Annotated in this window: 20 protein-coding genes and 1 other RNA gene; 2 read left to right on the plus strand and 19 right to left on the minus strand. The window is 41.5% G+C overall.

Annotated features, from left to right (window positions below):
* The coding region (locus K1I56_RS05280; protein WP_263280690.1) for a Spy0128 family protein at nt 1-3,302 on the minus strand (3,302 nt) is incomplete at its 3' end.
* A 276-nt stretch (nt 3,303-3,578) separates the two neighbouring features.
* Between K1I56_RS05280 and K1I56_RS05285 the strand changes: the two genes are divergently transcribed.
* Nucleotides 3,579-4,595 (plus strand): NAD(P)H-dependent glycerol-3-phosphate dehydrogenase, encoded by a 1,017-nt coding sequence (locus tag K1I56_RS05285; RefSeq protein WP_223325459.1) that lies wholly within the window; start codon nt 3,579-3,581, stop codon nt 4,593-4,595.
* Between the two features lie 45 nt (nt 4,596-4,640).
* Complete coding sequence (galU, locus tag K1I56_RS05290; protein ID WP_023919781.1) at nt 4,641-5,549, plus strand: UTP--glucose-1-phosphate uridylyltransferase GalU; 909 nt, start codon at nt 4,641-4,643, stop codon at nt 5,547-5,549.
* 150 nt (nt 5,550-5,699) lie between these two features.
* Here the strand turns inward: galU and K1I56_RS05295 are convergent, their stop codons facing one another.
* The 18 genes from K1I56_RS05295 to K1I56_RS05380 form a co-directional block, all read right to left on the minus strand.
* The gene (locus tag K1I56_RS05295) at nt 5,700-7,646 is read right to left on the minus strand and encodes a C69 family dipeptidase (RefSeq protein WP_223325460.1); all 1,947 of its coding nucleotides are present in this window, start codon (nt 7,644-7,646) and stop codon (nt 5,700-5,702) included.
* Nucleotides 7,647-8,090: 444 nt separating this feature from the next.
* Entirely contained in the window at nt 8,091-8,768 is a 678-nt protein-coding gene (locus tag K1I56_RS05300; RefSeq protein ID WP_223325461.1) for a rhomboid family intramembrane serine protease, read from the minus strand.
* On the minus strand, nt 8,752-9,291 hold the full coding sequence (locus K1I56_RS05305) for a 5-formyltetrahydrofolate cyclo-ligase (protein WP_223325462.1): 540 nt from the start codon (nt 9,289-9,291) through the stop codon (nt 8,752-8,754). Before K1I56_RS05305 ends, K1I56_RS05300 begins: the two co-directional genes overlap by 17 nt.
* 109 nt (nt 9,292-9,400) lie before the next feature.
* On the minus strand, nt 9,401-10,534 hold the full coding sequence (locus K1I56_RS05310; RefSeq protein ID WP_223325463.1) for an N-acetyldiaminopimelate deacetylase: 1,134 nt from the start codon (nt 10,532-10,534) through the stop codon (nt 9,401-9,403).
* 196 nt (nt 10,535-10,730) lie between these two features.
* Complete coding sequence (dapD, locus tag K1I56_RS05315; protein WP_223325464.1) at nt 10,731-11,429, minus strand: 2,3,4,5-tetrahydropyridine-2,6-dicarboxylate N-acetyltransferase; 699 nt, start codon at nt 11,427-11,429, stop codon at nt 10,731-10,733.
* A gap of 65 nt (nt 11,430-11,494) precedes the next feature.
* Entirely contained in the window at nt 11,495-12,736 is a 1,242-nt protein-coding gene (locus K1I56_RS05320) for a hypothetical protein (RefSeq protein ID WP_223325465.1), read from the minus strand.
* A 39-nt stretch (nt 12,737-12,775) separates the two neighbouring features.
* Nucleotides 12,776-13,681, minus strand: a complete 906-nt coding sequence (locus K1I56_RS05325; RefSeq protein ID WP_223325466.1) for a hypothetical protein — start codon at nt 13,679-13,681, stop codon at nt 12,776-12,778.
* Between the two features lie 14 nt (nt 13,682-13,695).
* The gene (locus tag K1I56_RS05330; protein ID WP_223325467.1) at nt 13,696-14,385 is read right to left on the minus strand and encodes a hypothetical protein; all 690 of its coding nucleotides are present in this window, start codon (nt 14,383-14,385) and stop codon (nt 13,696-13,698) included.
* Between the two features lie 5 nt (nt 14,386-14,390).
* Nucleotides 14,391-15,098 carry a hypothetical protein gene (locus K1I56_RS05335; protein ID WP_317627948.1) on the minus strand — a complete coding sequence of 236 codons (708 nt, stop codon included), beginning with the start codon at nt 15,096-15,098 and terminating at the stop codon, nt 14,391-14,393.
* Nucleotides 15,099-15,205: 107 nt separating this feature from the next.
* On the minus strand, nt 15,206-16,294 hold the full coding sequence (locus K1I56_RS05340) for a hypothetical protein (RefSeq protein ID WP_223325469.1): 1,089 nt from the start codon (nt 16,292-16,294) through the stop codon (nt 15,206-15,208).
* A 118-nt stretch (nt 16,295-16,412) separates the two neighbouring features.
* Nucleotides 16,413-17,300: an LPXTG cell wall anchor domain-containing protein gene (locus K1I56_RS05345; RefSeq protein WP_223325470.1), complete on the minus strand. Its 888-nt coding sequence runs from the start codon at nt 17,298-17,300 to the stop codon at nt 16,413-16,415.
* Between the two features lie 286 nt (nt 17,301-17,586).
* On the minus strand, nt 17,587-18,480 hold the full coding sequence (locus K1I56_RS05350) for a hypothetical protein (RefSeq protein ID WP_049471947.1): 894 nt from the start codon (nt 18,478-18,480) through the stop codon (nt 17,587-17,589).
* A gap of 126 nt (nt 18,481-18,606) precedes the next feature.
* Nucleotides 18,607-19,956: a glucose-6-phosphate isomerase gene (locus tag K1I56_RS05355; protein WP_003008998.1), complete on the minus strand. Its 1,350-nt coding sequence runs from the start codon at nt 19,954-19,956 to the stop codon at nt 18,607-18,609.
* Nucleotides 19,957-20,459: 503 nt separating this feature from the next.
* Nucleotides 20,460-20,555: signal recognition particle sRNA small type (gene ffs / locus K1I56_RS05360), an RNA gene on the minus strand.
* Nucleotides 20,556-20,593: 38 nt separating this feature from the next.
* On the minus strand, nt 20,594-21,103 hold the full coding sequence (tadA, locus tag K1I56_RS05365; RefSeq protein WP_003016809.1) for a tRNA adenosine(34) deaminase TadA: 510 nt from the start codon (nt 21,101-21,103) through the stop codon (nt 20,594-20,596).
* Nucleotides 21,104-21,405: 302 nt separating this feature from the next.
* The gene (locus K1I56_RS05370; RefSeq protein WP_003016812.1) at nt 21,406-22,983 is read right to left on the minus strand and encodes an ATP-binding cassette domain-containing protein; all 1,578 of its coding nucleotides are present in this window, start codon (nt 22,981-22,983) and stop codon (nt 21,406-21,408) included.
* A gap of 144 nt (nt 22,984-23,127) precedes the next feature.
* The gene (locus K1I56_RS05375; RefSeq protein WP_003009004.1) at nt 23,128-23,406 is read right to left on the minus strand and encodes a hypothetical protein; all 279 of its coding nucleotides are present in this window, start codon (nt 23,404-23,406) and stop codon (nt 23,128-23,130) included.
* A gap of 118 nt (nt 23,407-23,524) precedes the next feature.
* A complete protein-coding gene (locus K1I56_RS05380; RefSeq protein ID WP_003002091.1) occupies nt 23,525-24,169 on the minus strand; it encodes an HAD family hydrolase in 645 nt (214 codons plus the stop codon).
* Between the last annotated feature and the right edge of the window lie 157 nt (nt 24,170-24,326).

The following is a 24,326-nucleotide window of genomic DNA, read 5'->3' on the forward strand; positions in this document are numbered from 1 at the left end:
CTACCCTTATCAACTACCAAATCTGTCGCAGCAGTTAACTCTGCTGCAGAAACAGTGATTGAAACGTTTGAAAGTTGGTAGCCTTCTGGAGCAGTCAATTCTTTAATAACATAATCCTTAGCTACAAGTCCTGTAAAGGTAACGAGGCCATTGGCATCTGAGGTCGCAGTCGCTTGACCTTCTCCATATGGGTTGGCAACTGGAGTTGTACCATCTGCCTCAAAGAGTCCAAAGACAGCTCCAACAAGTGGTTTCCCTTCATTGTTGACTTTATGTAATTGAATGTTGTACAGTTTCAACTCAGGTTTTTCAACAGTCGGAGGAGTTGGTGGAATTGAAGTGAATGGTTTGTTGACCACTGTTCCTTTGTCTACGACGAGGTTAGTCGCAGCTTTCAACTCGCTAGCAGAAACTTTAATCACATCTGTTGATAGTTGATAACCTTCTGGAGCAGTCAATTCTTTCACTACATAATCTTTTGCTTCAAATCCTGTAAAAGTTACAAGACCATTTGCATCAGAAGTTGCTGTCGCTTGTCCTTCTCCATAAGGATTCGCTACAGGAGTAGTACCATCGGCTTCAAAGAGTCCAAAGACAGCTCCCGCAAGAGCATTTCCATCTGCGTTAGCTTTGTGCAATTGAATGTTGTAGAGTTTCAATTCAGGTTTGTCAACAGTTGGAGGAGTTGGTGGAATTGAAGTTGTTACTAATTTGTTGGTGAAGGATGTCTTATCACCATATGCCACAGCAGCTTTGAGTGTATTGCTTGCATCATCTTTTGTGACAGTTACAGTCACGTCAATGCTTCCTTCATCGTAGGTCATTCCTTTTGCTTTGCTTTCAGGAATAACTTCTTTAATCGTGTAGTGGAAGGTTTTTCCTGCGTCCTCTGATGAATATGAAATGTCATCAAAGGTTACTGTACCATCTGCAGCATTTTGTTTTGTTTGAAGAACTTTTCCGGTTTCATCCAACAATTGGAAATTGAATTCGCCATTCTTCAATTCAGCACCTTCTAAAATCTTGCTCGCTGAAATTTTAGCTTTTGCTGGTTGAGGAGCCGTATAAGTATTTGAGAAGGTTTTATTATCTGGATAAGCCACATCTGCTTTCAGGTTGTCGCCATCTTTTTTCACCTTAACAGTTACTTGTTTATCAGTCTTGTCATAGGTAATACCTGGGGTATTTCCAGCTACTTCCTTAACAGTGTATGTGTGTTCACCTTCTTCGGTGTACTCAATTGGTGCAAATGTTACTTTTCCGTTTTTGTTTGTAACAGTTTGAAGCTTGTTAGCACCCTCGTACAATTCAAAGCTGAATTCGCCATCTACCAAGTCACGACCTGTCAACTCTTTTGTCAACTCAATTGTTGCAGTCGTTGCGTTTGGTGTGAAGGCATTGGTAAATGTTTTGCTTTCTGGATAGACGACTTCTGCCTGCAAGGCATCTCCATCACGAGTGACTTTAACAGTCACTTGTTTTTCAGATGCATCGTAAGCAATCGTAGCATTATCCCCTTTGACCTCTTTCACAGTATAAGTATGTTCACCTTCTGCTGTGTAAGAAATAGCATCAAAGGTTACTTTGCCAGATTTGTTGGTAACAGTTTGAAGTTTGTTTGTACCTTCGTACAATTCAAAACTAAACTCACCGTCTACCAAGTCACGGCCTGTCAACTCTTTCTCTAATTCAATTGTTGCATTCGCAGCCTTTGGTGTGAAGGCATTGGTAAATATTTTGTTTTCTGGATAAACAACTTCCGCCTGCAAGGCATTTCCAACACGAGTAACTTTAATAGTCACTTGTTTTTCGGAAGCATCGTAAGCAATCGTAGCATTATCCCCTTTGACCTCTTTCACAGTATAAGTGTGTTCACCTTCTGCTGTGAACTCAATCGGCTCGAATGTAATTTTCCCGCTTTGGTTAGTCGTTGTTTGAAGCTTGTTTGCACCTTCGTACAATTCAAAGCTAAACTCACCGTCCACCAAGTCACGACCTGTTAGAATTTTATCCAGCTCGATAGTAGCTTGGGTTTTGGCTGGCTTCTCTTTCTTGTTTACAATCGTTTTGCTAACAGCTTTAGTTGGTGTCGTAAATTCACTAGCTTCAACAATTGTATCTTCTGCCAACCCATACCCTTCTGGAGCTTGAATTTCCTTGATGATGTATTTATCTCTCAAGAGTTCTTTGAGGCTAAATTCACCTTTAGCATCTGATTCAAACTCACCTAATACTTGGCCAGTCGCTTGGCGGATAACCTGGAATTTCGCACCTTTCAGCGGTTCATTACTTTCGTCAACTTTATGAACTTGAATGCTGAAGGCATAACCAACACCTTCACCACCAGCGATTTGGATGTTTACTTTACTTTGTGAGGAGTACGGTTTTTTATTATCCCCTACGATAGTCGCCTTATTTTTGATAACCTCACGGTCAACCGCATCATAGTTAACAACTGCTTCATATTCAACTGCAAAGTGATCGTTAGCAGAAATGTTCCCTAGATTAATCGTAAACGTAGTATCTGTTGCATTTACAGTGTATTGAGAGGTGACATCTGTTTTGTTTTTAAGTTGCCATGTTCCAGTGCTGTAATCCCAAGTACCTTTGTAGATCTTAAAGCTACCTGCCTTGTAGGTGACACCTGGTGATTCCAAAGAATCTGAAAGAACTGCATTGGTGATTGCCTCGTTGGTCCTATTTACAGAAATACGAAAACCTAGTCTTTTGTGATCTCCATTATCCCAACCAGATTTGATAATAGTATACCGTTTACCTTCTCCGACAGTCCCACTTTTTACTGTACCATCGAATTTCACTTTGTTATCAACAGAGACCTTAACTGGCGCATTACCATCATTTGGAAACTTATCTTTATTAACACCAGCATAGAAGAAGAACGAACCTGAAATATCATTTTTCTCTTCAACAAACTTTGTGAATGTCAATACAATTTTACCAGTAGTTGCATCAACTTTTGCCTTGGCAATTACTTTACCAGTAATTGAGTCAGTAATTTCAAAATCCTGAGATTTGATGTCAATTGGAGAAGCAATAACTACTTCCGTCGTATCTCCTGCTTTAACGTTTTTTCCTTCCAAAGCAAACTTTGCATTAAGACGGAAAGTATCGTATCTTCCAAGCGGAGCTGTTAAATCCCCGCCATCATTGTTTTGAACTTTTACATCTGTGATGACATCCACTTTTTTTGACGTTTCTGCATTTACAATTTTAGAAAAAAGCGTAAAGCATACCATCAATAATGAAAGCATCATCAATAGATATATTGCCAATTTTTTCATTTTATCTCCCCTTATATTCATAATAATAGGCAAAAAATATTATATCACAAATTAGTAGTAATACAAGTAAAAGGTGGCATTTTTTTATTTAGCATCTTGTCAAAATGAAATGTCCTCACAAAACAATTGATAGTTATACAAGTTTTTTTACCTATATTATGTTAAAATAGAGAGGAAAATAGAATCGTCCTTCAAGGCACACATTAGGCTGTTTCGAAGGCGCAAGCGCTAGATTTCTAGCCTTGTTGAAAAATAGACATAGAAATGGAAGATACAATGGAAAAACAAACCGTTGCAGTATTGGGTCCTGGTTCATGGGGAACAGCCCTTTCACAAGTCCTCAATGATAACGGCCATGAAGTCCGTCTCTGGGGAAATATCCAAGAACAAATCGATGAAATCAATGCCACTCATACCAATCAACGCTATTTCAAAGATATCGTTATTAGCGAAGACATCACTGCTACGACTGATTTGAAAGCAGCTTTGGACGGTGTGGACGCTATCCTCTTTGTCGTTCCTACAAAGGTGACCCGTTTGGTGGCGAAACAAGTCGCTGAAACACTGGATCACCCTGTAACAGTCATGCACGCTTCCAAGGGACTAGAACCTGGTACACACGATCGAATTTCTCAAATCCTTGAAGAAGAAATTCCTGCTTCTCTTCGCAGCGAGGTAGTGGTCGTTTCTGGACCTAGTCACGCCGAAGAAACTATCGTACGGGACATCACCCTCATTACAGCTGCCTCAGTAGATTTAGAAGCTGCACGTTATGTTCAAGAACTCTTTAGCAATCACTACTTCCGCCTGTATACCAATACAGATGTTATCGGAGTGGAAACTGCTGGAGCCTTGAAGAATATCATCGCGGTCGGAGCTGGGGCCCTGCATGGTCTTGGTTACGGTGACAACGCCAAAGCAGCTATCATCACGCGCGGTCTCGCTGAAATCACGCGCCTTGGCGTTAAGCTAGGAGCTAGCCCCTTGACCTATAGCGGTTTGTCTGGGGTTGGTGACTTGATCGTTACCGGTACTTCTGTTCATTCCCGCAACTGGCGAGCTGGGGATGCTCTCGGACGTGGCGAAAAATTGGAAGACATCGAAGCCAACATGGGCATGATCATTGAAGGGATCTCTACGACCAAAGTAGCCCATGAACTGGCGCAAGAATTGGATGTCTACATGCCGATTACACAGGCCATTTACCAAGTCATCTACGAAGGAAAAGATATCCGTGAAGCCATCCACCACATGATGAGCAATGAATTTAAAGAAGAAAACGAGTGGAAATAAGTCAACCACTCTAACATCAATCCTACCTTTTAGAAAGGAAACTATATGACTAAAGTTAGAAAAGCAGTCATTCCTGCGGCTGGTTTGGGGACACGCTTCCTCCCAGCTACCAAAGCTTTGGCAAAGGAAATGTTGCCAATCGTTGACAAACCTACGATCCAATTCATCGTAGAAGAGGCTCTGAAATCTGGAATTGAGGAAATTCTTGTCGTAACAGGGAAGGCCAAACGTTCGATCGAAGACCATTTCGATTCTAACTTTGAATTGGAATACAACCTCGAGCAAAAAGGTAAGACTGACTTACTCAAGTTGGTCAATGATACAACAGCGATCAATCTTCATTTCATCCGCCAAAGTCACCCTCGAGGTTTAGGAGACGCTGTTCTTCAGGCGAAAGCTTTTGTTGGGAATGAGCCTTTTGTTGTCATGTTGGGAGATGACCTGATGGACATCACCAATGATGATGCCTTGCCATTGACCAAACAATTGATGAACGACTACGATGAAACCCATGCATCCACTATCGCTGTGATGGAAGTCCCTCACGAAGAGGTTTCTTCTTACGGTGTGATCGCACCTCAAGGTGAGGGCATCAATGGTCTTTATAGCGTTGAAACTTTTGTCGAAAAACCAGCTCCAGAAGATGCACCAAGTGATCTCGCCATCATTGGCCGCTATCTTTTGACTCCAGAGATCTTTGACATTCTTGCAAATCAAGAACCAGGTGCTGGCAATGAAATTCAATTGACGGATGCGATCGACACCCTCAACAAGACCCAACGAGTCTTTGCCCGTGAATTTAAAGGCCAGCGCTACGATGTAGGTGACAAGTTTGGTTTCATGAAAACATCGATTGATTATGCTTTGAAGCATCCACAGGTTAAAGAGGATCTCAAACAGTATATCATTGATCTTGGAAAACAATTAGAAGAATCTGAACAAACTGCAGACTAATCATTCACAAATCAAAGAATACAAAAAGACTGGCCATATCATGTAAGGACTTTGCTGCCTTACAATGGTCAGTCTTTTTTTATAAAAAAGAAGCTGGATAAAAATCCGGCCTCTTTCATATATTAGAACCTCGTCCATCTCATTTATATTTTAAGGATGAACATTGTAAGAATAGTTTGTATTTGAGTAAGTTTCAATTTCACCTGGATTGAAATTAGATCCGAAGCGATTATTGTTGTTTACACTATTTCCTGCTACAGGAGCTTCAGTTGAAGCTTGAACTTTTTCTTCTGGCTTCACAGGAGTCTCTACTTTAGGAGATACAACTGGTTGTTTCTCCTTGTTAGCAGCATAGCCAAAGCGATTGTTTGGATTTCCTTCTGCATTAGCAGGAATATCACGTGTATAAGGTGTTGCTACATAATTTGGCGCTGGGATGTAAACTTTGTTCGCATCTTCACGGATTTGTGGTTTTTCTGGAACTGTTGGTGTATCTGGTTTCTTAGGCTCTTCAGGATCTTTATAATTATCTGGTTTAGAAGCACGATAAGGATCTGACTTGCGTCCAGCTGCCTCTAATTGTTTTTCCATTAATTTTTCATAATCTTTGAAGTGTTGGAAAAGACGATCAGACAAGTCAAGGGCATCTTTTGTCACCTTATCTTCAGCAGCTTTTGCAGCTTCTGGTTGATCTTTTAGTGAATAATATTCAATATCCTTCTTCTCTTGATCAGCAATAAATTCTTTTTCCAGAGCTTTCCAGTGATCTTGAACTGTTTTTCCGAAGATATCTTGATTGTTGATTGCCATGTTGTCAATATGCCAAACAGTCCAATACCAAGAATTTGGATCATAAGTTGCTGTTTGTGGTTTAAAGACTTCATGGGTGTCTTTCACATTTCCATAGAATGGAACATACGGAGTATTCCGTGAAGGACCCATTCCTAACCAAACTGTACCACCGAAAGATTTTGGTAGTTTTGGATTGATTTGGTAGACATGGGCATCAATGACGTTTTCATTTCCTAAAGCATACTTGTATTGGTCTTTACGGACAGCATCGTTGCTACCGTTATCCCCTTGTTTCTTGACACCAATTTGATCGTCCGGTACGAAGCGACCATTTAAGTGTTCAAAGCGATTCCGTTGCATAGCAAAGGCATCTTCCAATGTAAATTTCTTGTTTGGATCTGTTGGTGAGCGGAAAAGTTCATATTCATCATCTTCATAAGTCACTTTTGATTTTGGATCCAAAAGAGTGATCCCTGCATAAGTCCGAGAACGGTCCCCTTCTGCATATTTTTCAGGTCCGTAAGATTTAGCGATATGGAAGTTACCATCTTTATCTGTCTTGTAGTTACCAGATTCTTTAGCTACTTTTTCGACATCTTTCGAAGCGATCACATTTTCCTTGTCATTCAAATCCACATGACCAAGGTAGTAGGTATTGGCAAAGACTGCATATTTGTCTTCTGGGACTTTAACAGCTACATATTGGTGACCAGAAAGAATTTCCATATACCAAGTTTCTTTTTGGTCCGCAATAACAACTGTATTCCCCTCAGCTGAACCTTTTTCTTCAATGACTTTCGCAAGTAATTCGATTCCTTCGCGAGCAGATTTTGCACGAGGTAAAATTACATCAAGCATGGCAGCTTCTGGGAGACCGTTTTCTGTCAATGGGTCAGTCTTCAAGACTTTTTTGTTTGGAATGGCTGTAACAGTTGAGGTCATAGAAACGCCGGCTTCGTTAAATCCATGTTCCCCAAAAGCACCGTTACTACCATCTCCACGAGCAGAGTCATAAGTCGCTGTGTATTTCATTTCACTAGCAGCATGTGGATAGGTAAAACCATTGGATTCGTCTTCCAATTGATCCCCTTCCTTATAGTTCTTCGCATCAACAACCACAAAGTTTTTGTTGTGCTTTCCACCATTTGGATAGTAAGGGTAGTCTTCTGTCCGACCAAAGAGAGTGGTACCATCCTTGGTCAATTGGCGACCAATGATAAAACCACAACAGGCTTGAACAGCTTGAATCGGTAGGAGCAAAAGTGTCATCGCTACCAATGAGAGTTTTAACAACCATTTTTTCATGGCAAATCTCCTTTGTTTTTGCACTACTTTTGACAAAATAGCACTATTTTTGATTTTTATATCTCCAGTTTACACCTTTCTCAACTCTTTTGCAAGCGCTTTCTAATTTGCGTTTTTATACCTTTTTACCCATGATTACCTTCTCTATGGGCCTACCAATAGTGGGTTCACTCGGCTCCTGCAAGTATATTATGATAAATATATACAATTCTTTGCATTTCAAACAATTTTCTGTTAGTTTACGATTTTGCTACATTTTTTAGAAAAAAAGAGGCTGGGACAAAAGTCCTGGCCTCTCAATTATTTTTGGATTGTCGAGCAAGACGCAGTGGTTGAGTGGGCTCTACGCTGATTTCATCAGCTTTTACAGCCCTACTCAACTGTGCGGAGGTGGGACAACGAAATCGAATTCTAACGAATTACCGATTTCTGTCCCACTCTCTCTTAAAATAGATTCAAGATTTTACCTAAGAAATAAAGGAAAAGTAGGAGATAAGATAAGGCTGCACTAATCTGATAGGTTCGGTTCATAAAGCGAGCCTCTCCTCTTACTGGAAAGACATAAGCCAACATGACCCCGGCTACTAAGCCACCAATGTGGCCCGCCATACTGATGTCTGGCATAAAACTAAAGATCAGATTGACCACAATCAAGCTGGTATAGGACTGACTCAAGTGGCGAATATAGGGACTTTGGACAATAAAGCGCAGAGCGCCAATGGTCCCAAACAGTCCAAAGAGAGCTGTAGAAGCGCCTGCCGCAATCACATCTGGTGTAAAAATAGCAACAAAGACATTCCCCATCATGCCTGATAAGAGATAAAGAGCTAAGAAAGCCTTGGAACCAAAGAGATCTTCTGCCAAACGTCCCAAGTAATAGAGGGTGATCATATTGAGCACAAAATGTTCTAGGCCGATATGAACAAAAGTAGCTGTCACTATTCGCCATAACTGGCTAGGATCGACTTTCACAACCTCTCCAATAATACCACCGCTATAGTAAATAGCAGCACCCGTTTGGTAGTCGCCTCCAAATCGGATAAACATGGAAAGAAAAACTGCCGTTGTGACGAGCAACAAGATACTAGTCACAGGATAACGACGATCAAAGAGTAACTTCATAGACTAGCACCTCCTGAACTGCTATATCAAATGCATTTGGTTGGAACTCCCCTTGCTGGATAGAATAAATGGTGCTGACCGTTTTTCCAGTAAAATCTGCTAAATAACGATCATAATAGCCACCACCATAGCCGATCCGATAGCCTTTAGATTGGAAGACCAAGCCAGGGACATGGATCAGATCAATCTCTGCTTTATCCACAACCTTTCCTTTTTCATTGGGCTCCAGCAAACCAAAGCGCGTTTTTTCCAAAATGTCAGGATCGTATTCCACAAATTCCATCCGACCTTGTGGATAGGTACGAGGAACACAGACGCGTTTTCCAAGTTGAAGAGCAACCTGAATCAAGCTAGCTGTGGAAAATTCATGGTCAAAGGACAGATAGGTTGCCAAGGTCTTTGCCTCCTGAAAGGCTGGAAGCTCCAAGAGATGTTGAGTGAGCTGTTCATCTGCTTGAATTTTCACGGATTCTGGCAGCTCTTTCATGGCTGCTATGGTTTCTTTTCGTAGTGTTTTCTTCATTCCCTACTCCTTTTGTATAGCTTTAATTGTATCATTTTTTATGAAACATCCGAACAGTTTGCACACGAGAAAATAAAAATCCAACTCCAGACGGAGTTGAATCAATCCCTTATTGGTTGGCTTTCATTTTCAAAAATTTGCCAATGTTTTCCACAGCAAAGGGAAGGGCAGCCTCATTTGGGCTCATCTTCGGATGGTGCAGGGCATAAGGGGTATCAATTCCCAGCCAGAACATGACACCAGGGACCTTGCTCAAGAGAAAGCCAAAGTCTTCTCCTGTCATCGCTGGCAAGATATCAATCAGGTTCACGTCTTCCTCAGCTGTGAAAAAGTCCATGAGTTCTTTGGCCAATTCTGGTTGGTTTTCCACAGGCAGGTAGCCCCCTTGCTTGAGTTCCAGGTCCAATTTCACATCAAAGGCTGCTGCAACTCCTTCTGCAATGGCTTTGACCCGTTTTTGAGTCAAAAGATTCATCTCCATGGTCAAGGTCCGAATGGTCCCATGAAGGAAGGCTGTCTCAGCAATCACATTATTGGTTGTCCCTGCATGCATGGAACCAAAGGTCACCACAGCCCCTTCAATCGGATCGACATTTCGACTCACGACCGATTGGACTTGGGTAATGAAGTAAGAGGCTGCTACAAGAGCGTCATTGGCCTCATGTGGAAAGGCGGCATGCCCTCCCTTTCCTGTAAAGGTGATCTTGACTTCACAGGTCCCCGCAAAAAGGGTACCCGTATTGGTCGCAATGTCCCCCACCTTCAAATCAGGACGCACATGCAGACCATAAAATTCATCAGGGAGCCAGTCGCCAAAAGCATTGTCCTTATACATGAGCATCCCACCAGCTTCATTTTCTTCAGCTGGTTGGAAGAGAAAGAGCAGGTTATTTTTTGGTTGTACTTGGACCAGTTGATCCAAAAGTCCAAGGGCTGTCGTCATGTGCATATCATGACCACAAGCATGCATCCGTCCTTCGTGCTTGGAGGCAAAATCAAGGCCCGTTTGTTCCACGATCGGTAAGCCATCGATATCTGTCCGCCAACCAATAGTTTTTTCAGGTGCAAACCCATGGAGATACACCAGAATCCCGGTCCGCCAGGTCCGTTGCTCTACAAAGTCTTTGCCTTCTGTGATCTCTGCGATTCGCTCTAAGAGGTAGGCTTGGGTTTCAAATTCTTCTAATCCAATTTCAGGGATTTGGTGCAAATCCCGTCTGATTTTGATTAAGTCCAATGTCATCGTTATCTTCTTTCTATTAGAAGAGGCTGGGACAAAAGTCCTAGCCTCTCAATTGTCTTTGAATTGTCGAGCAAGACGCAGTGGTTGAGTGCGCTGATTTCATCAGCTTTTACAGCCCTACTCAACTGTGCGGAGGTAGGACGACGAAATCAAATTCTAACGAATTACCGATTTCTGTCCCACTCTCATTTCTATCTTACAAATTGCGCAAAGCGTCTTCCAAGGCTGTTTTTTGTTGTGTTTTTTCGTCAATTTCCTTGATGATGCGAGCTGGGACACCAGCTACGACCACATTTTCAGGGACATCTTGAGTAACGATAGCTCCAGCGGCAACAACTGATCCGTCCCCTACTTGAACCCCTTCAATCACAACAGCGTTAGCACCGACCAAGACATTGTCACCGATCCGAACCGGCTCAGCAGAAGCTGGCTCAATGACACCCGCAAGAACGGCACCTGCACCGATGTGGCTGTTTTTACCAACTGTTGCACGACCTCCAAGGATAGCCCCCATATCAATCATAGTACCTGCACCGATTTCAGCACCGATATTGATGACAGCCCCCATCATCACGACAGCATTATCTTCGATGGTCACTTGGTCACGGATGATAGCGCCTGGTTCGATACGCGCATTTAGATAGCGCTTATCCAGCAAGGGAACAGCTGAATTACGGCCATCTTGTTCGACCACATAATCCTTATTCTCTGTTAAGTTGGCAAGAAGCGGCTCGATATCTTTCCAATCACCGAACAAAACATTGCCAAGCTTGGTAACAGAAGCAGGAACAGCTGTTGCCAATTCCCCTTCAAAGGTTACTTTCACATTTGTTTTCTTTTCTGCATTTCCGATAAAAGCGATAATTTCTTGAGCAGACATTTTTTGTGCTGTCATAAGATTCTCCATTCATTTCAATTAAAGGTATCCATATTATACCACAATCCTAGTGAGATGAACACCTAAGGCGACGTGGTTGTAGCCGGATCTTCGAGACCCTTGATTTCACTAATAGTTCGATTACTTCCAAAACGAATAATGACTGATCGCGAATCAGACAGTTTATAGTAAAAGATTAAGAAGGACTCTGAACTCATCATACTCGACCAAGAAACACGGCTAGGAATTCCTACGGTATTCACAAGCTCTGAATAGCTGGTTCCTATTTTAATATTGGCAAAATCCTCTCTGTTCAAACTGCCATTTTTATTGGCTAATCGCTCACTGTTTAAGTTCTCAAAATTAAGAGAAGATAGACGGCTACCAATTATATTTGAAAGCAAAACAGATACAGAAGAAGGGGATCCTTCAGCCTCATAATCCAAGCTTGTCATGAAAGGACCGACACTACCCTCTTGGTAGGTTTCTTCCCCACCACTAGCCTTCCCCAGTACAGCTACCACATCCTGCGGAGACAGATAAGTTGAAGAGGTACGGCCTTGATCCCCCTCACTTAAACCAGGAATCAGGGAAATCGCCTTCTCATAGGTCACTTGAAACTGAAATTCCCCCTCCGGAGCAATCAAGGTACTCGTGCCACTCTTCAAGGTTTCCTTTCTGGTTCCATAAGACCGACCAGTGCTTCCATATTCACTAGTAGTAGAAGAAGGAGCTTCCTCACTATGGATACCTCCTGAAGCCAGATAGGCAAATAATCCCAGCATGGCCAATAATCCAAAAAAGGCTGCTAGCGAAGACCCTCCACTATTAGAGGAAGGAGAGTAGGTTTTCGTCCTATCCGATTGGGAGTCTAGCACCGTTTGCCTTGGTTCTGAATGCCTGCTTCCCCCTATTGAAGCCAGATCGGCTTCTGAAATCAAGCGACTCCCACCCTGGTGCTCTACTTTTTTCTCAGCTGAAGGAGACTGCCCTATTGTATCTTGTGCTGGTGTTTCTGACCTTGCTTCTTCTGTTAGTGGTGTAGCAAGAACGACCTGAGCTGATTCGTCTTCAGGTGTAGCAAATGAGCCTTCCTTTGGATCATACGATTCCTTCTTCACACCAATCGCTGGTTCGTCTTTTCGTTCCTCTTCTTGTTTCACCTCTTCCTGAAAAGCAGGGACTTCTACCACTTCTGGCTCTTTTGTGAGCGTATCTTCTAGCTTCTCAGGACTTCCTTTTTCTAAGGGTGCTTCTTTCGGCTGGCCTTTCGAAAACCGACTCTGGTGCTCATTTCGTAGATGCGACCAGTCTTTATTTCCCATTGTCCTCTCCTTTTATTTAAAATGCTTCGGCTGATTTTTTTACTGTGCTGTAGATGTAGAGGAAGCTGGTGTGGTCGCTACCTCTTTCGATTTGATATCCTTGATGGTTTGCCGGCTATCAAAATGGATTTGAACCGTTTGAGAATCCGATAATCGATAGGTAAAGGAAGGCGCTTCCCCGTAACCTAAAAGCCCAGATACATATATTTCATCCGGAATCCCTACCGTATTGAGTAGGTCTAAATAAGGCATTCCGACCTTGATAGTGGCAAAATCGTCCTTCGTCAAGCTCCCATTCTTATTCGCAAATCGGTCACTTTTTAAGTGTTTCAAACTTAAAAGAGAGATCCTGTAAAAGGCACCTGTTTTTTCAAGAAGAACCTTCCCATCTGCATCCTTTGATTGGTAATCTAATGTCAGCAAAAAGGGACTGGAACTGCTATCACTATACGTTGCTTCCCCACTCCTTGCTTTACCTAATGCTGCAACGACATCTTGTGGGTCTACCGTCCCAAAAGAGGTCTTTTTTTCTTCCACTGCAAAATTAGGAATGAGAGACATGGCCTTTTCATAGGTTGGCTGAAATTGAAATTCATTAGTTGAGGCGATATAAGAACTATTTTCACTGGTCAGATATTCCGTTCTGATACCATCACGTGATAAACCATTGATCCCCTCACTCGAAGAAGATGAAGAAGAGCTTTTATTAACTTCGTTTTGAAGCACAAACACAAAAGCCATTAACAAGGCGAACCACCCAAAAAATCGCAAAAGCGAACCAATCCCCTCTTTTGAGGAAGAAGGGGAAGACTCCATCGTATCTGAATGGCTTCTAGTATCCTGATGATTGTCCATCCCTATTGAAGCCAGATCGGCTTCTGAAATCAAGCGGCTCCCACCCTGGTGAGAGGAAGCTGCCTTGATGTCTGTCCGTTGATCGTCCAATGATGTCTCCTTTCTTATACCAACACCAATTTCTTGGCTTTTTTCTTGAATTCCATCACCACTTCTGGCTGCCCTGGCACCTGGTAAGTCGCGCGATAGCCCATTCCGCCATCTGGCATTTCCCCCCAGACCAAGCGCTGAGGATTTCCAAGTTGCTTAATGAGCTGGGCGAATTCTGTACCTTTTTTCTCTTTTTCAGTAGTGATTTCTTTCTCACTGCTTGTCTTCTCTTTTGCGTCCAACAAATTCGTCGCATCCACCATCATCAAGCGATACCCCTGGTCTTTTTCCTGTTCAAACCACAAGGTCACACTTTTCTTACCCTGATCGGTTTGCTTAGCTGCATAAGTCAAGACGAGAACCATTTTATCTCCTTGAGCTGTCTTTGTGTAGCGAACTTTTTGGGCTTTTCCCCATTCCGTCACAACTGTTTCCAAGCGGGTTCCTGGTTGCTGACTCTGCTTGAGACGAACTTTCAAATTCGCCACAGCTTCGATGGTCCATTTAAACTGTTTGATTTCTTGTTCCTTGCTGACCAAATTCTTGTGATCCTTTGGCTGGAAATGAGTCAGTGTTTGGTCCTCCTTGGTATCGGTTCCTTGCTCTTGCACCTGGATGCTTGCAATCGCAAGTAAGAGCCCTAAAACAAAACACAAAAACGGCAACAAGAGTTCTTTTCGATTCTTTTTCATCCACTCGATCATCTGCTTCACCCCTTCTTCGTCAAACAATACTGACCAGTCTGGTCGCGTTCAAAGGTCAAAGAGACCAGTCCATCTGTCACCTGATAAGACAGGGCTAGGACTTGCTTGTCCTTTTCAGAGGTCAAACTAAGAGAATTGGGAAGACCTGATTTTTTCAAGACATCTTCTACTGCTATCCCCTTTTCCTTTTTTCCATCTAGCGTCTGATAGCCTGTAAAATCTGCCAGTTTTAAGTTCTTTTTGCTCTGATAGTGAGCCGACTTGGGCGCAAATCCTTGAATCGAGCTCAAATAAAAGGTATCATCCTGCCTTTGAAATTCTATGGTATAAGGATGAATCCCCTGCACAGGAATCCCATAGCCTAGCTGGACTTGCGCTCCAAAACTCGTATCTTCTTGTGTAAAACTCGCTGCTTTTCCAAATTTTTTGATGAAGGCAGACAAAGTCACCCAATTTTTTTGTGTCTTTCCTTCTCCCTTTGCAAGCTCTAATGACAACAAGTCTTCTAGAGCCGGTTCTTTTGAAGAAGGAGCGACAAATTGTTGGCTAGCTTCTTGCATTCGAGATAGGCTCAGCAAACGGTCTTTTGGCAAGGTTTTCACTGGATGAATCATAAACACCAAGCAAACACCAACCATAAAAGCCAGCAAAGCACTTGCAGCTTTTTGGAGGATCCGCTTATGATGTTCTATCCACTGTTTCATTTCTTCCATCCTTCATGCTCTTTCTATTCAAACTCCTTCTATTGTATAGAAAATTAGCGTATTTGTCTCGTCTTATCCCAAAAAAGAGGCGCTTGCCTCTTTCTTGTCTGATCCGTTTAGTAGCTGTCTTTACTGCTCAAGAGGAAATCTCCATTTTCTTGGCGAATAAAGGTCAAATCCACGTAGTCCCCATTTTTCTTTTGGAAGTCCATGACCAACTCTATCTCGTCTGAATCATCAGATGAACTCACCGTAAGATTGACCGCATCACCGTATTTTTCTAAAAGCTCTTTGTAAGAGGTTCCTCCAGCACCGGTCTCACTATTTCCAACTTTGAATCCATCTGCAAAGTTGTCCTCAACCGTAAGATTTTTCCCAAATTGATTAAATTCAAATTTGACAAGCTGTAATTCTTTTCCTCTCTTAGAGTAGGTCGCTTTTACCTCTTTATTATAAGAGTTATCATCCCAGAATAATTTCAATTCCCCACTATCAAATTGAACGGAACTAGCCTTTCCATAAGCGTCGACCATTTCCTCAGGAGTCTCCCCAGAATCCTTTCCCGTCAAAAACTGAAGTTGCTCGATATCAGATTGTTCCCAGCTAAAATTGGCTTCCGCGTCTTCAGAAGTCAATTGATCCAAATCGATATTGGAAGACGAACCAGACTGGTTACCTGACCAAGAAGTCTGCTTTCTAGATGATGACGTGCTAGGGCTAGCATGACCAATCAAATAACCACTGACTCCACCGATAAGAAGCCCAACTAAAATCCCAAGGGCAAAACGAATAGCCTTCTTGTCTGCAGTATCCATCGGTCTTCCAACAGGAGAAAGAGGAGCTTGTGGAATAGGTGTCTCAGGAACAGGCACTGTTTGCGGACCAATTGGTTCAGTTGCCATATTTTGAGGAGCTTGTGGTGCAGGTTGGAATGGAGGAGTCGGTTGGGGAGTAGCAACTACATCCGGATGTTCTCCAACAGTTGCTTCATCCACCTTTGGAGGCTCCACTGTTTCTGAAACAGCTGGCTCGTCTGCCTCTTCTTTCATTGCTTTCGACTCCGTCACTGAAAGGCCACTAGCTTCTGGAACGACCAAGTCTTCGGCTTCTTCTTTTGGGACAAAGGCTGGCGCAGCCACATCAAATTGAGGCGCACCCTCTACGGGAGTATGTTTCATAAATTGTTCTTGATCTTTCTCGGACATTTCGAATTCTCCTTTTTATTCTTCTCTTCTACTATAACATAAAACCAAGCAAGGACCAACTCCTGTCTGGATGGACTAAAAAAGATCGGAGAGATATCCGACCTTTTAGATGCTTATCTTAAAATTTCTTGCGAAGGGAGACAATAGCAATTCCTGCAAGTGAGAGCAAGCCCAATGTTGCCAAAACGACACCTGTTTCTTGACCTGTTTTTGGCAATAAACGGCCAACTACAGATTTGCTTGAGTCGCTTGAATTTGAGGAAGAACTAGAAGAAGAGCTTGAGCTCGATGAAGAAGTTGAACTTGAGGAACTTGAAGATGAGCTGCTTGAAGATGAGCTCGATGAGCTACTTGAGCTTGAAGACAAACTACTTGAGCTACTTGAACTAGAAGATGAGCTACTTGAGCTTGAAGATGGGCTTGTTGTACTTGGTGAAGTGGATCCTCCTGTCTCAGAACCGTTATAGCCTGCAATGAAATTACGATAAATTGGGTTTGAACTTTCAAGTGAATCCACCATCAAGCGTCCTGATCCATCGTAAGCAAGGGACACTGTTACTTCCCCTTCTCCATTATCCAACTGTTTAAAACGACCATCATCCTTTGTGGTTTGACGAATGTAGAGTTTAACAGTCCCAGAATTTAGTCCAGAGAGATCCACATCATCAAATGCGATGGTCCCATCTGCTGTATTTTGCCCTTTAGCAACGGTCTCTTCTTCGCCACCTTCAGATTTGTAGATCAATGCAAATTGGTAGGCTCCTGCATCATGCGCACTTTCTTTCTTGCCTTCACGCGCTCCCACTACATCGACACGACCTGTTTTCAATTTCAAAGAAAGCTGATTCGATTCGAAACCTTCATATGTTGGTTTTTGAACAAGGTCTAGCTGACCATTTTTGTACTCATAAACCGCAGCTTTTGTATTCGCAGAAACTGGGTGAGCAACAGCCATTCCACCAAGCATAGATGAAAGTAACAAGAATTTAGCCAATTTCTTTTTCATGATTTTCATTCCTTTTTCAATCATTTTCATTCGTCTTTCATTTTATAATATGAAACAACAAATGACAACTTTTATATTCAAACAACTTTTTATATTAAAGGATTTGAGTATAAAATCCGTGCCTGTAGCTATTGTCTAGCTAGAAACCCTGTATCATCAGTATTTTAGAAATGAGTTTAGCAAATGATCAAGAATAATAACTAGTTAGTGTTTATATAATTGAATCTTAAGGGAAAAATTATGAAATTATTTTACAAGTAAAAAAACGACCTCTTGAGAGATCGTTTTATCCAGATGTTGCTACATTTTCAAGTCGGTATTCCCCTTGCTGATTCTTTTTAAATGATAAGGTTATTTTTCTTTGATCTGTTGTAAAGTATAGAATATATATATAACTATTTTCCCCTTCATACAGGTTGTTACTGTAACTATTCTTAGGAATTCCAAACTGACTTATAGCCTCCATTAACCCAATCCCTTCCTGGCCACTTTTAGGTAAATAAGAACGATATTCTTCTAAAGTTTTATTCGCCATGCCCGCTTGAGCTTTAGTCACTTCAAGATAGACACGCTCAACACGACTTTTTCCTTCAAACTCATTAATAACAATTTTGAAAAAACCCTGTTGGTCAGAAAGCTTATAATAAAAGGTTACTCGTTCTTTCCCCGAGGAATTATAATCAAGTAAACCTGCAAACGCCTTTCCATATTTCTCAATTACTTCTGAAGATGTTATCGTTGGCTTCTTTGTAGCATCCATTAACTCAAAAACTTCATCAACTGAAAAAGCTCTTACTTGAGATGGATCAACCCACTCAGAATTTTCTTTTTTTAATATATATCCAATTTTTTTATTCTCACTTTTGCTTGCTTGAGTATTTGAAGGGCTGGTAGAAGATTTCTTATTTTGATATCTTTCCGAAGATCTTATGATCTTATTTACGGGTTTATGAACGACTGTTTTTTTATAATACCAGACTCCTATCAGAAAAAATACGAATACAACGATCACTGAAAAGAGTACTCGGATTATGTTACGTGAAATCCGAAATCCTATTTGTTTCTTTTGATCTTCAAAAATCGCTCCTTGAGGTCCTTCATCCGAAAATGCACTCGGAAAAGAGTACAGATTCCCATGATTCTTAGACCATTCACGTTGTACTTTTCTTCCTCTTGACATGTCGTACTCCTTAACTTTATTATCTTACCCTACTATAGCATAAATCACCTGAAGGCGCCAATTCATCACTAAATGGGGAAATAGACACAAAAAAACGACCTCTTTCGAGATCGTTTTGTCTGTCGATTAAAGGCGAGCGTTGAGTTCTGCTCCAAGTTCTTCAAATCCTGGTTTACCAAGAAGGGCAAACATATTTTTCTTGTAGGCTTCAACACCTGGTTGGTCAAATGGGTTGATCGCGTTCAAGTAACCTGAAAGGGCGATGGCCAACTCGAAGAAGTAGATGGCATAACCAAGAGTGAAGGCATCTTGCTCAGGAAGAGTTACGTACATGTTTGGCACGTCACCGTCTGTGTGGGCAAGAAGAACACCGTCAGTTGCTTTTTTGTTTACGAAGTCAACGTCTTTTCCTTGGAGGTAACCAAGTCCATCAAGGTCTTCTTCCAATGTAGGGATGATCACGTTCTTACGTGGTTTATCCACACGGACAACTGTTTCAAACATGATACGAGTTCCTTCTTGGATAAATTGACCCAATGAGTGCAAGTCTGTTGAGAAGTTTGCTGAAGTTGGATAAATACCTTTTTGGTCTTTTCCTTCTGACTCACCAGCCAATTGTTTCCACCATTCTGAGAAGTATTGAAGTGATGGCTCGTAGTTAACCAAGATTTCAGTTGCATATCCTTTACGGTAAAGGATGTTACGAACAGCTGCGTATTGGTAAGCTTCGTTTTCAGAAAGTTTGTCTGAAGTGTATTCTTTACGGGCTGCATTCGCACCTTCCATAAGGGCTTTGATATCAGCACCTGATGCAGCAATTGGAAGCAATCCAACTGGTGTCAAGACTGAGAAGCGTCCACCGATATCATCTGGAACTACAAATGTTTCCCAACCATTGGCATCTGCTTCCACTTTTACAGCACCTTTGGCACGGTCAGTTGTTGCGTAGATCCGTTTGTTAGCTTCTTCTTGACCATATTTCTTCACCAAGAGTTCTTTGAAGACACGGAAAGCGATCGCTGGTTCAGTTGTTGTACCTGATTTAGAAATCACGTTGACTGAGAAATCTTTATCTGAAACATACTCTACCAAGTCAGCAAGGTAAGTAGATGAGATGGAGTTTCCAGCATAAAGGATTTGTGGCGCTTTGCGTTCTTCTTTTGTTTGCAAGTTTGCAAAGTGGTGGTTCAAGAAGTCAATGGCAGCTTTCGCTCCAAGGTATGATCCACCGATACCGATCACGACCAAAACATCGCTGTCTGATTTGATTTGTTCAGCAGCTTTCAAGATGCGGTCAAATTCTTCACGGTCATAATTTTCAGGAAGGTCCAACCAACCTAGGAAGTCACTACCAGCACCTGTTCCTTTACGGATCAATTCATCAGCTGCAGTCACTTGTGGTTGCATATATTCCACTTCGTGTGGGGCAACAAATTTACCCAAAACTTTTGAGTAGTCAAATTTAATATGAGACATGTTATTCCTCCAATATTTCTTCTCCTCTATGATATCGCTTTACAGGGATTTAATCAAGGGAAACCATCCTGTAAAACGTTTTCATTTGCTAATTTTTTTATTTTCACAAATCAAGCAACGACGCAATAGCAATCGTTTGCATATTTGTACTATTTTTGACTAGAAAATCAAAAAAAAGAGGCTTCTTCCGAAGCTCTATTTTCACGCTATTATTCTTTGAATCCGCTAATGAATTTCAAGATGACTCTAGTGAGTGATAGCCCTCACGTCGCTTCACTCCTCAGGATCAATATCTCTAAGTTCGGTTACGCCTTACAGGCTTTTTTCATTTTACGCTATAGCCCTCACGTCGCTTCGCTCCTCAGGATCAATATCTCTAAACTCATCTGCGACTTCCAGTCTTGATTCGTTAAGAGCTTTTATCGGTTTACAGCTTTTTCCCTAACGGGAAAAACTGCATCCATTGCTCTAAGATTCGTCTGCGTCCCTTGGACTTGACTCATCAAGAGCAATAGAAAAGAGCACACAGTTCACTTCGCTTAGGGCTGCTGGATTCCTCCCCTGACCCGCTTCACGCAGAACTGTTGCTCCGATAGGTATTATATCATAATTTGTTCGATTTGCAAAGGTCCGGTTTTTATTCTTGTGTTTCGGCCTTGGCTGCGAGTTTGGCTTGTTTTTTTCGTTCTCGACCTTGGCGGAAGAAGGTCTGCATGATGGCTGCACATTCTGCTTCCAAGATTCCTGTTTCTACTTCGACTCGGTGATTGAGGCGTTCATCTGCCAAAATGTCGTAGAGACTACCTGCTCCACCGAACTTCTGATTGGTCGCCCCGTAAATCACCTGGGGAATCCGAGCTAGACCAATGGCACCACTACACATGACACAGGGCTCAATCGTGACAAAAAGCGTCGTATCCAGCAGGCGCCAGCTATTTTCACGCTGATTGGCCTCCTCGATCGCCATGATTTCCGCATGCATGACCGCCCGCTGCAGCTCCTCACGCGCATTATGTCCACGCCCGATAATCTGACCATCCTTGACCAAGACACAGCCAATCGGTATTTCATCATTGGCGAGGGCAATCTCCGCCTCCTTCAGGGCTTCCCTCATAAACATCGCTTTTTCCTCTATCGTGTAGTCCATCTCTTCCTTCTTCCTTTTAGTTTCTTTGTTCATTATACCATAGGCAGCTTACGACTCACAAAAAAAGCCGCCGATTGGGCGACTCTTATGGGAGATTATTATGAAAAAGTTTAGGAGGTTTAAACAAAGTTAGGAGGTCTTTGTTTATGCTTCTAGTATAGCTGGCCTATCTTAAATAAAGCTTAAGTTCTCTGAGTATTGATGATTTTGGAAATATCACCACTTAGAATCTCAAAAATATCTGACAAATTGCTGGCTTACTACTATCCGCTTTGTCGCAGAACCAACTATTGTGGCATCGCTCATCCTTTACGTAACTCAAGGATTTGGTCATAGCGCTCTTCTTCATCAATATGATGGGCTATTTCTAGTACCGTGATCGGCAAAGAAAAGATTAGGTCTCTAACCAGACGACTATTTTTTTCGTCCAAAGCTGATGTCACTTCGTCCGCTAATAAAATATCCTTCTCGCGTAAGAGAAAACGAGCCAACTCTAATCTGACACGCTGACCTCCTGAAATGTTTTCACCATTATTATGAATTTCTACATTCAAAATATCCTGAAATTCATCTATTAAGCCAACTCGGTCCAATACCTCCAATAATTCATGGTCCTGAAAAGGCTGACCAAAAGTTAGATTATAGCGGATAGTATCGTTAAACAGGAAGGGATGCTGGCTAATTAAACCGATATTCCCTTGGAAATGACTCGTTATTTGATTTCCATCATACTGAACGAAAATGTCACCCTCATCACATACTTCTTCTCCTAAAATCAAGCGAAAAAGAGTCGTCTTTCCAGACCCGCTCGGTCCTTTGATTAAGACCTTCTGACCTACTGAAATCGTCGCCGTCAAATCAGAAAAAAGCTGACGTTCAGCAAAACTTTTTGAAATATGATTTAAGCGCAACGATTCGAGATTTTCAACAAATTGATCCTTTGTCTCTTCGAAATCAGGTTCTTCCTCGATAATCTTAAACAGGCGGTTTGCAGTCGGCAAGGCACCTTGGAGATTGGCTGCACTGTACATCAGAGTTTGGATCGGTTCTACCAGCATCCCCGCAGCAACATACATAGAGATGAGGCTTGTAATAGAAATAGAATTTCCCTGTAAACTCAAATAAAAGCCTAAAGCAAGAGGAACAACCTGACTAAAAAAGACCATAAATCCATTAAAGAAAAAAATAATATTATGTGTGAAACAAAATCTTTGGATGGCTTTTTGATATTCTCCGTTTAAATCATTCACGCGCTCTTCATTCAGCCTCATGGCCTGATTAATCCGTAAGGTTTGGCTGCCTTGCATACTATCCGAGACAAGCCCATGTAATTTCGTTCTAAGCTTGGACCAGCTGTCTCCCGAATCTTGTAAACGACGATTCATGATGAACTGAGGAATAGGTCTCATAATCGTAAAAATGACAAAAATAAGTCCTAAGAGAAAATTTTGTGAAACAATATAAATGGCTGTAACAAGGGCGACAAATCCCCAACTCACCATAACATTTATATTTTCCAAATAATTATCGCCCACATATTCCATATCTTGAGTTAGCAGACTAACTTTTTCATCATTGGAAAATTTAGGATTCAATATGACTTTCTTAAATAAAAGGGCACGGACACTTTTGTTGATTTCTCTTCGGAATATATTGTGCGAATAGTTTGAAAACAGCATCAGACTATAAATAACAAGATAGACAGACAAACCAAATAAAACAAAATTGAGAATTTTTCCATAAGAAAGGCCGTCTTGATCTAACTTCAAGGCCTTCGTTAAAATCAGAGGTTGCGCCAACACCAAACCACTATTCACAATACGCCCTAAAAAAATAGGAAAAAGATACTTCTTATCAATGTACTTATAAATATTTCTCATAATTATCATCCATCAAAATAGAGGGCTAGCACAACCCTCTTCTCTAATTTATTTAAAATCGTGATTATTTACAATCACAATTATAGTTAAATACTCTAGGTTTAGCATTCATTTTGTCATCGAATTTGTTATTCACTTTAACCTTCACCGAAAATTACAATCTCCATGTGTCAAAATTGTTAGTTCCAATAATTCAGCATCTGTATCGCTTATTTTAGATAGATACTTTTCGACCTCATACTCACCCTCACTTAAATATTTATTTTTATCAAGATAAGCATGAAACTCTTTCCTAATCACATCATTGCTGTCGACTACTCTATTCAATTCATTCGTAAGAAAAAATGAATGATTGGTTTTAGTATTAAAATACAACGTACCATCATCAGTACTATATTTTAATATATATCGTGACAAATTCATATTATCACCTCTTAATCTGTGTGACTTAACCTACAGTAAGTATACACCGATAGAAATATTGAATCAAGCAATATTCAGCAGATTAGAAAAGTTCCAACTTTTAATATTTTGGAAAAGGTTATCCTATAAAAGCTGCAATTTCGCCAACTTCTTGAGCAATATAGGTGGCGCCGGCTTCTTCCAATTCTTCCCTGCTTCCAAAGCCATAAAGGACACCGATAGAATCAAGCTTTTGCGCTTGAGCGCCAAGCACATCGTGCTCCCTGTCTCCAATCATGATGGTATGCGCCAAATCTGTAATCCCATTTTGCTCCAAGGCATACTGGATAACATCGCTTTTTTTACTACGTTTTCTATCCATGGTCGCACCAGCGACAAAGTCAAAATAATCATACAAACCAAAGTGTTTGAGAATTTGAATGGAAAATTCTTCAGGCTTTGACGTAGCTACAATCAACTGTTTGCCAGCCTGCTTGAGAGAAGCCAGCAAGTCAGGAACGCCTAGATAGACCTCATTTTCATAAAGGCCTTTTTCGGAAAAATACTCATGATAGTAGTCAATGGCCTTTAAACATTCTTCCTTAGAAAATCCATAAAAGCGCTCAAAAGACTCCTGCAAGGGCGGACCGATGAAAACTCTCAATGCTTTCTTGTCTGGCACTTGAATCCCATATTTTCCTAAGGCATAGGCCACCGAGTTGGTAATCCCTAGTTCTGAATTGGTCAAGGTGCCGTCTAGGTCAAATAAAATCGTTTGATACATTTTTTCCTCTTTCTGCTTTCAAAAAGAGGCTGGGACAAAAGTCCTAGCCTCTCAATTGTCTTTGGATTGTCGAGCAAGACGCAGTGGTTGAGTGGGCTCTACTACGCTGATTTCATCAGCTTTTACAGCCCTACTCAACTGTGCGGAGGTGGGACGA

This window comes from Streptococcus parasanguinis, assembly GCF_019929185.1.
In the GTDB taxonomy this organism is placed as follows: domain Bacteria; phylum Bacillota; class Bacilli; order Lactobacillales; family Streptococcaceae; genus Streptococcus; species Streptococcus parasanguinis_O.

What these genes read in the sequence shown, in the direction of transcription:
- galU (WP_023919781.1), top strand. Translation starts at nt 4,641, where the DNA reads ATGACTAAAGTTAGAAAAGCAGTCATTCCTGCGGCTGGTTTGGGGACA.
- tadA (WP_003016809.1), bottom strand. Translation starts at nt 21,103, where the DNA reads ATGGACTACACGATAGAGGAAAAAGCGATGTTTATGAGGGAAGCCCTG.
- K1I56_RS05295 (WP_223325460.1), bottom strand. Translation starts at nt 7,646, where the DNA reads ATGAAAAAATGGTTGTTAAAACTCTCATTGGTAGCGATGACACTTTTG.
- K1I56_RS05310 (WP_223325463.1), bottom strand. Translation starts at nt 10,534, where the DNA reads ATGACATTGGACTTAATCAAAATCAGACGGGATTTGCACCAAATCCCT.
- K1I56_RS05340 (WP_223325469.1), bottom strand. Translation starts at nt 16,294, where the DNA reads ATGTCCGAGAAAGATCAAGAACAATTTATGAAACATACTCCCGTAGAG.
- K1I56_RS05305 (WP_223325462.1), bottom strand. Translation starts at nt 9,291, where the DNA reads ATGAAGAAAACACTACGAAAAGAAACCATAGCAGCCATGAAAGAGCTG.
- K1I56_RS05320 (WP_223325465.1), bottom strand. Translation starts at nt 12,736, where the DNA reads ATGGGAAATAAAGACTGGTCGCATCTACGAAATGAGCACCAGAGTCGG.
- K1I56_RS05355 (WP_003008998.1), bottom strand. Translation starts at nt 19,956, where the DNA reads ATGTCTCATATTAAATTTGACTACTCAAAAGTTTTGGGTAAATTTGTT.
- K1I56_RS05380 (WP_003002091.1), bottom strand. Translation starts at nt 24,169, where the DNA reads ATGTATCAAACGATTTTATTTGACCTAGACGGCACCTTGACCAATTCA.
- K1I56_RS05345 (WP_223325470.1), bottom strand. Translation starts at nt 17,300, where the DNA reads ATGAAAAAGAAATTGGCTAAATTCTTGTTACTTTCATCTATGCTTGGT.
- K1I56_RS05330 (WP_223325467.1), bottom strand. Translation starts at nt 14,385, where the DNA reads ATGATCGAGTGGATGAAAAAGAATCGAAAAGAACTCTTGTTGCCGTTT.
- K1I56_RS05375 (WP_003009004.1), bottom strand. Translation starts at nt 23,406, where the DNA reads ATGAATTTGTCACGATATATATTAAAATATAGTACTGATGATGGTACG.
- dapD (WP_223325464.1), bottom strand. Translation starts at nt 11,429, where the DNA reads ATGACAGCACAAAAAATGTCTGCTCAAGAAATTATCGCTTTTATCGGA.
- K1I56_RS05285 (WP_223325459.1), top strand. Translation starts at nt 3,579, where the DNA reads ATGGAAAAACAAACCGTTGCAGTATTGGGTCCTGGTTCATGGGGAACA.
- K1I56_RS05370 (WP_003016812.1), bottom strand. Translation starts at nt 22,983, where the DNA reads ATGAGAAATATTTATAAGTACATTGATAAGAAGTATCTTTTTCCTATT.
- K1I56_RS05350 (WP_049471947.1), bottom strand. Translation starts at nt 18,480, where the DNA reads ATGTCAAGAGGAAGAAAAGTACAACGTGAATGGTCTAAGAATCATGGG.
- K1I56_RS05300 (WP_223325461.1), bottom strand. Translation starts at nt 8,768, where the DNA reads ATGAAGTTACTCTTTGATCGTCGTTATCCTGTGACTAGTATCTTGTTG.
- K1I56_RS05335 (WP_317627948.1), bottom strand. Translation starts at nt 15,098, where the DNA reads ATGGAAGAAATGAAACAGTGGATAGAACATCATAAGCGGATCCTCCAA.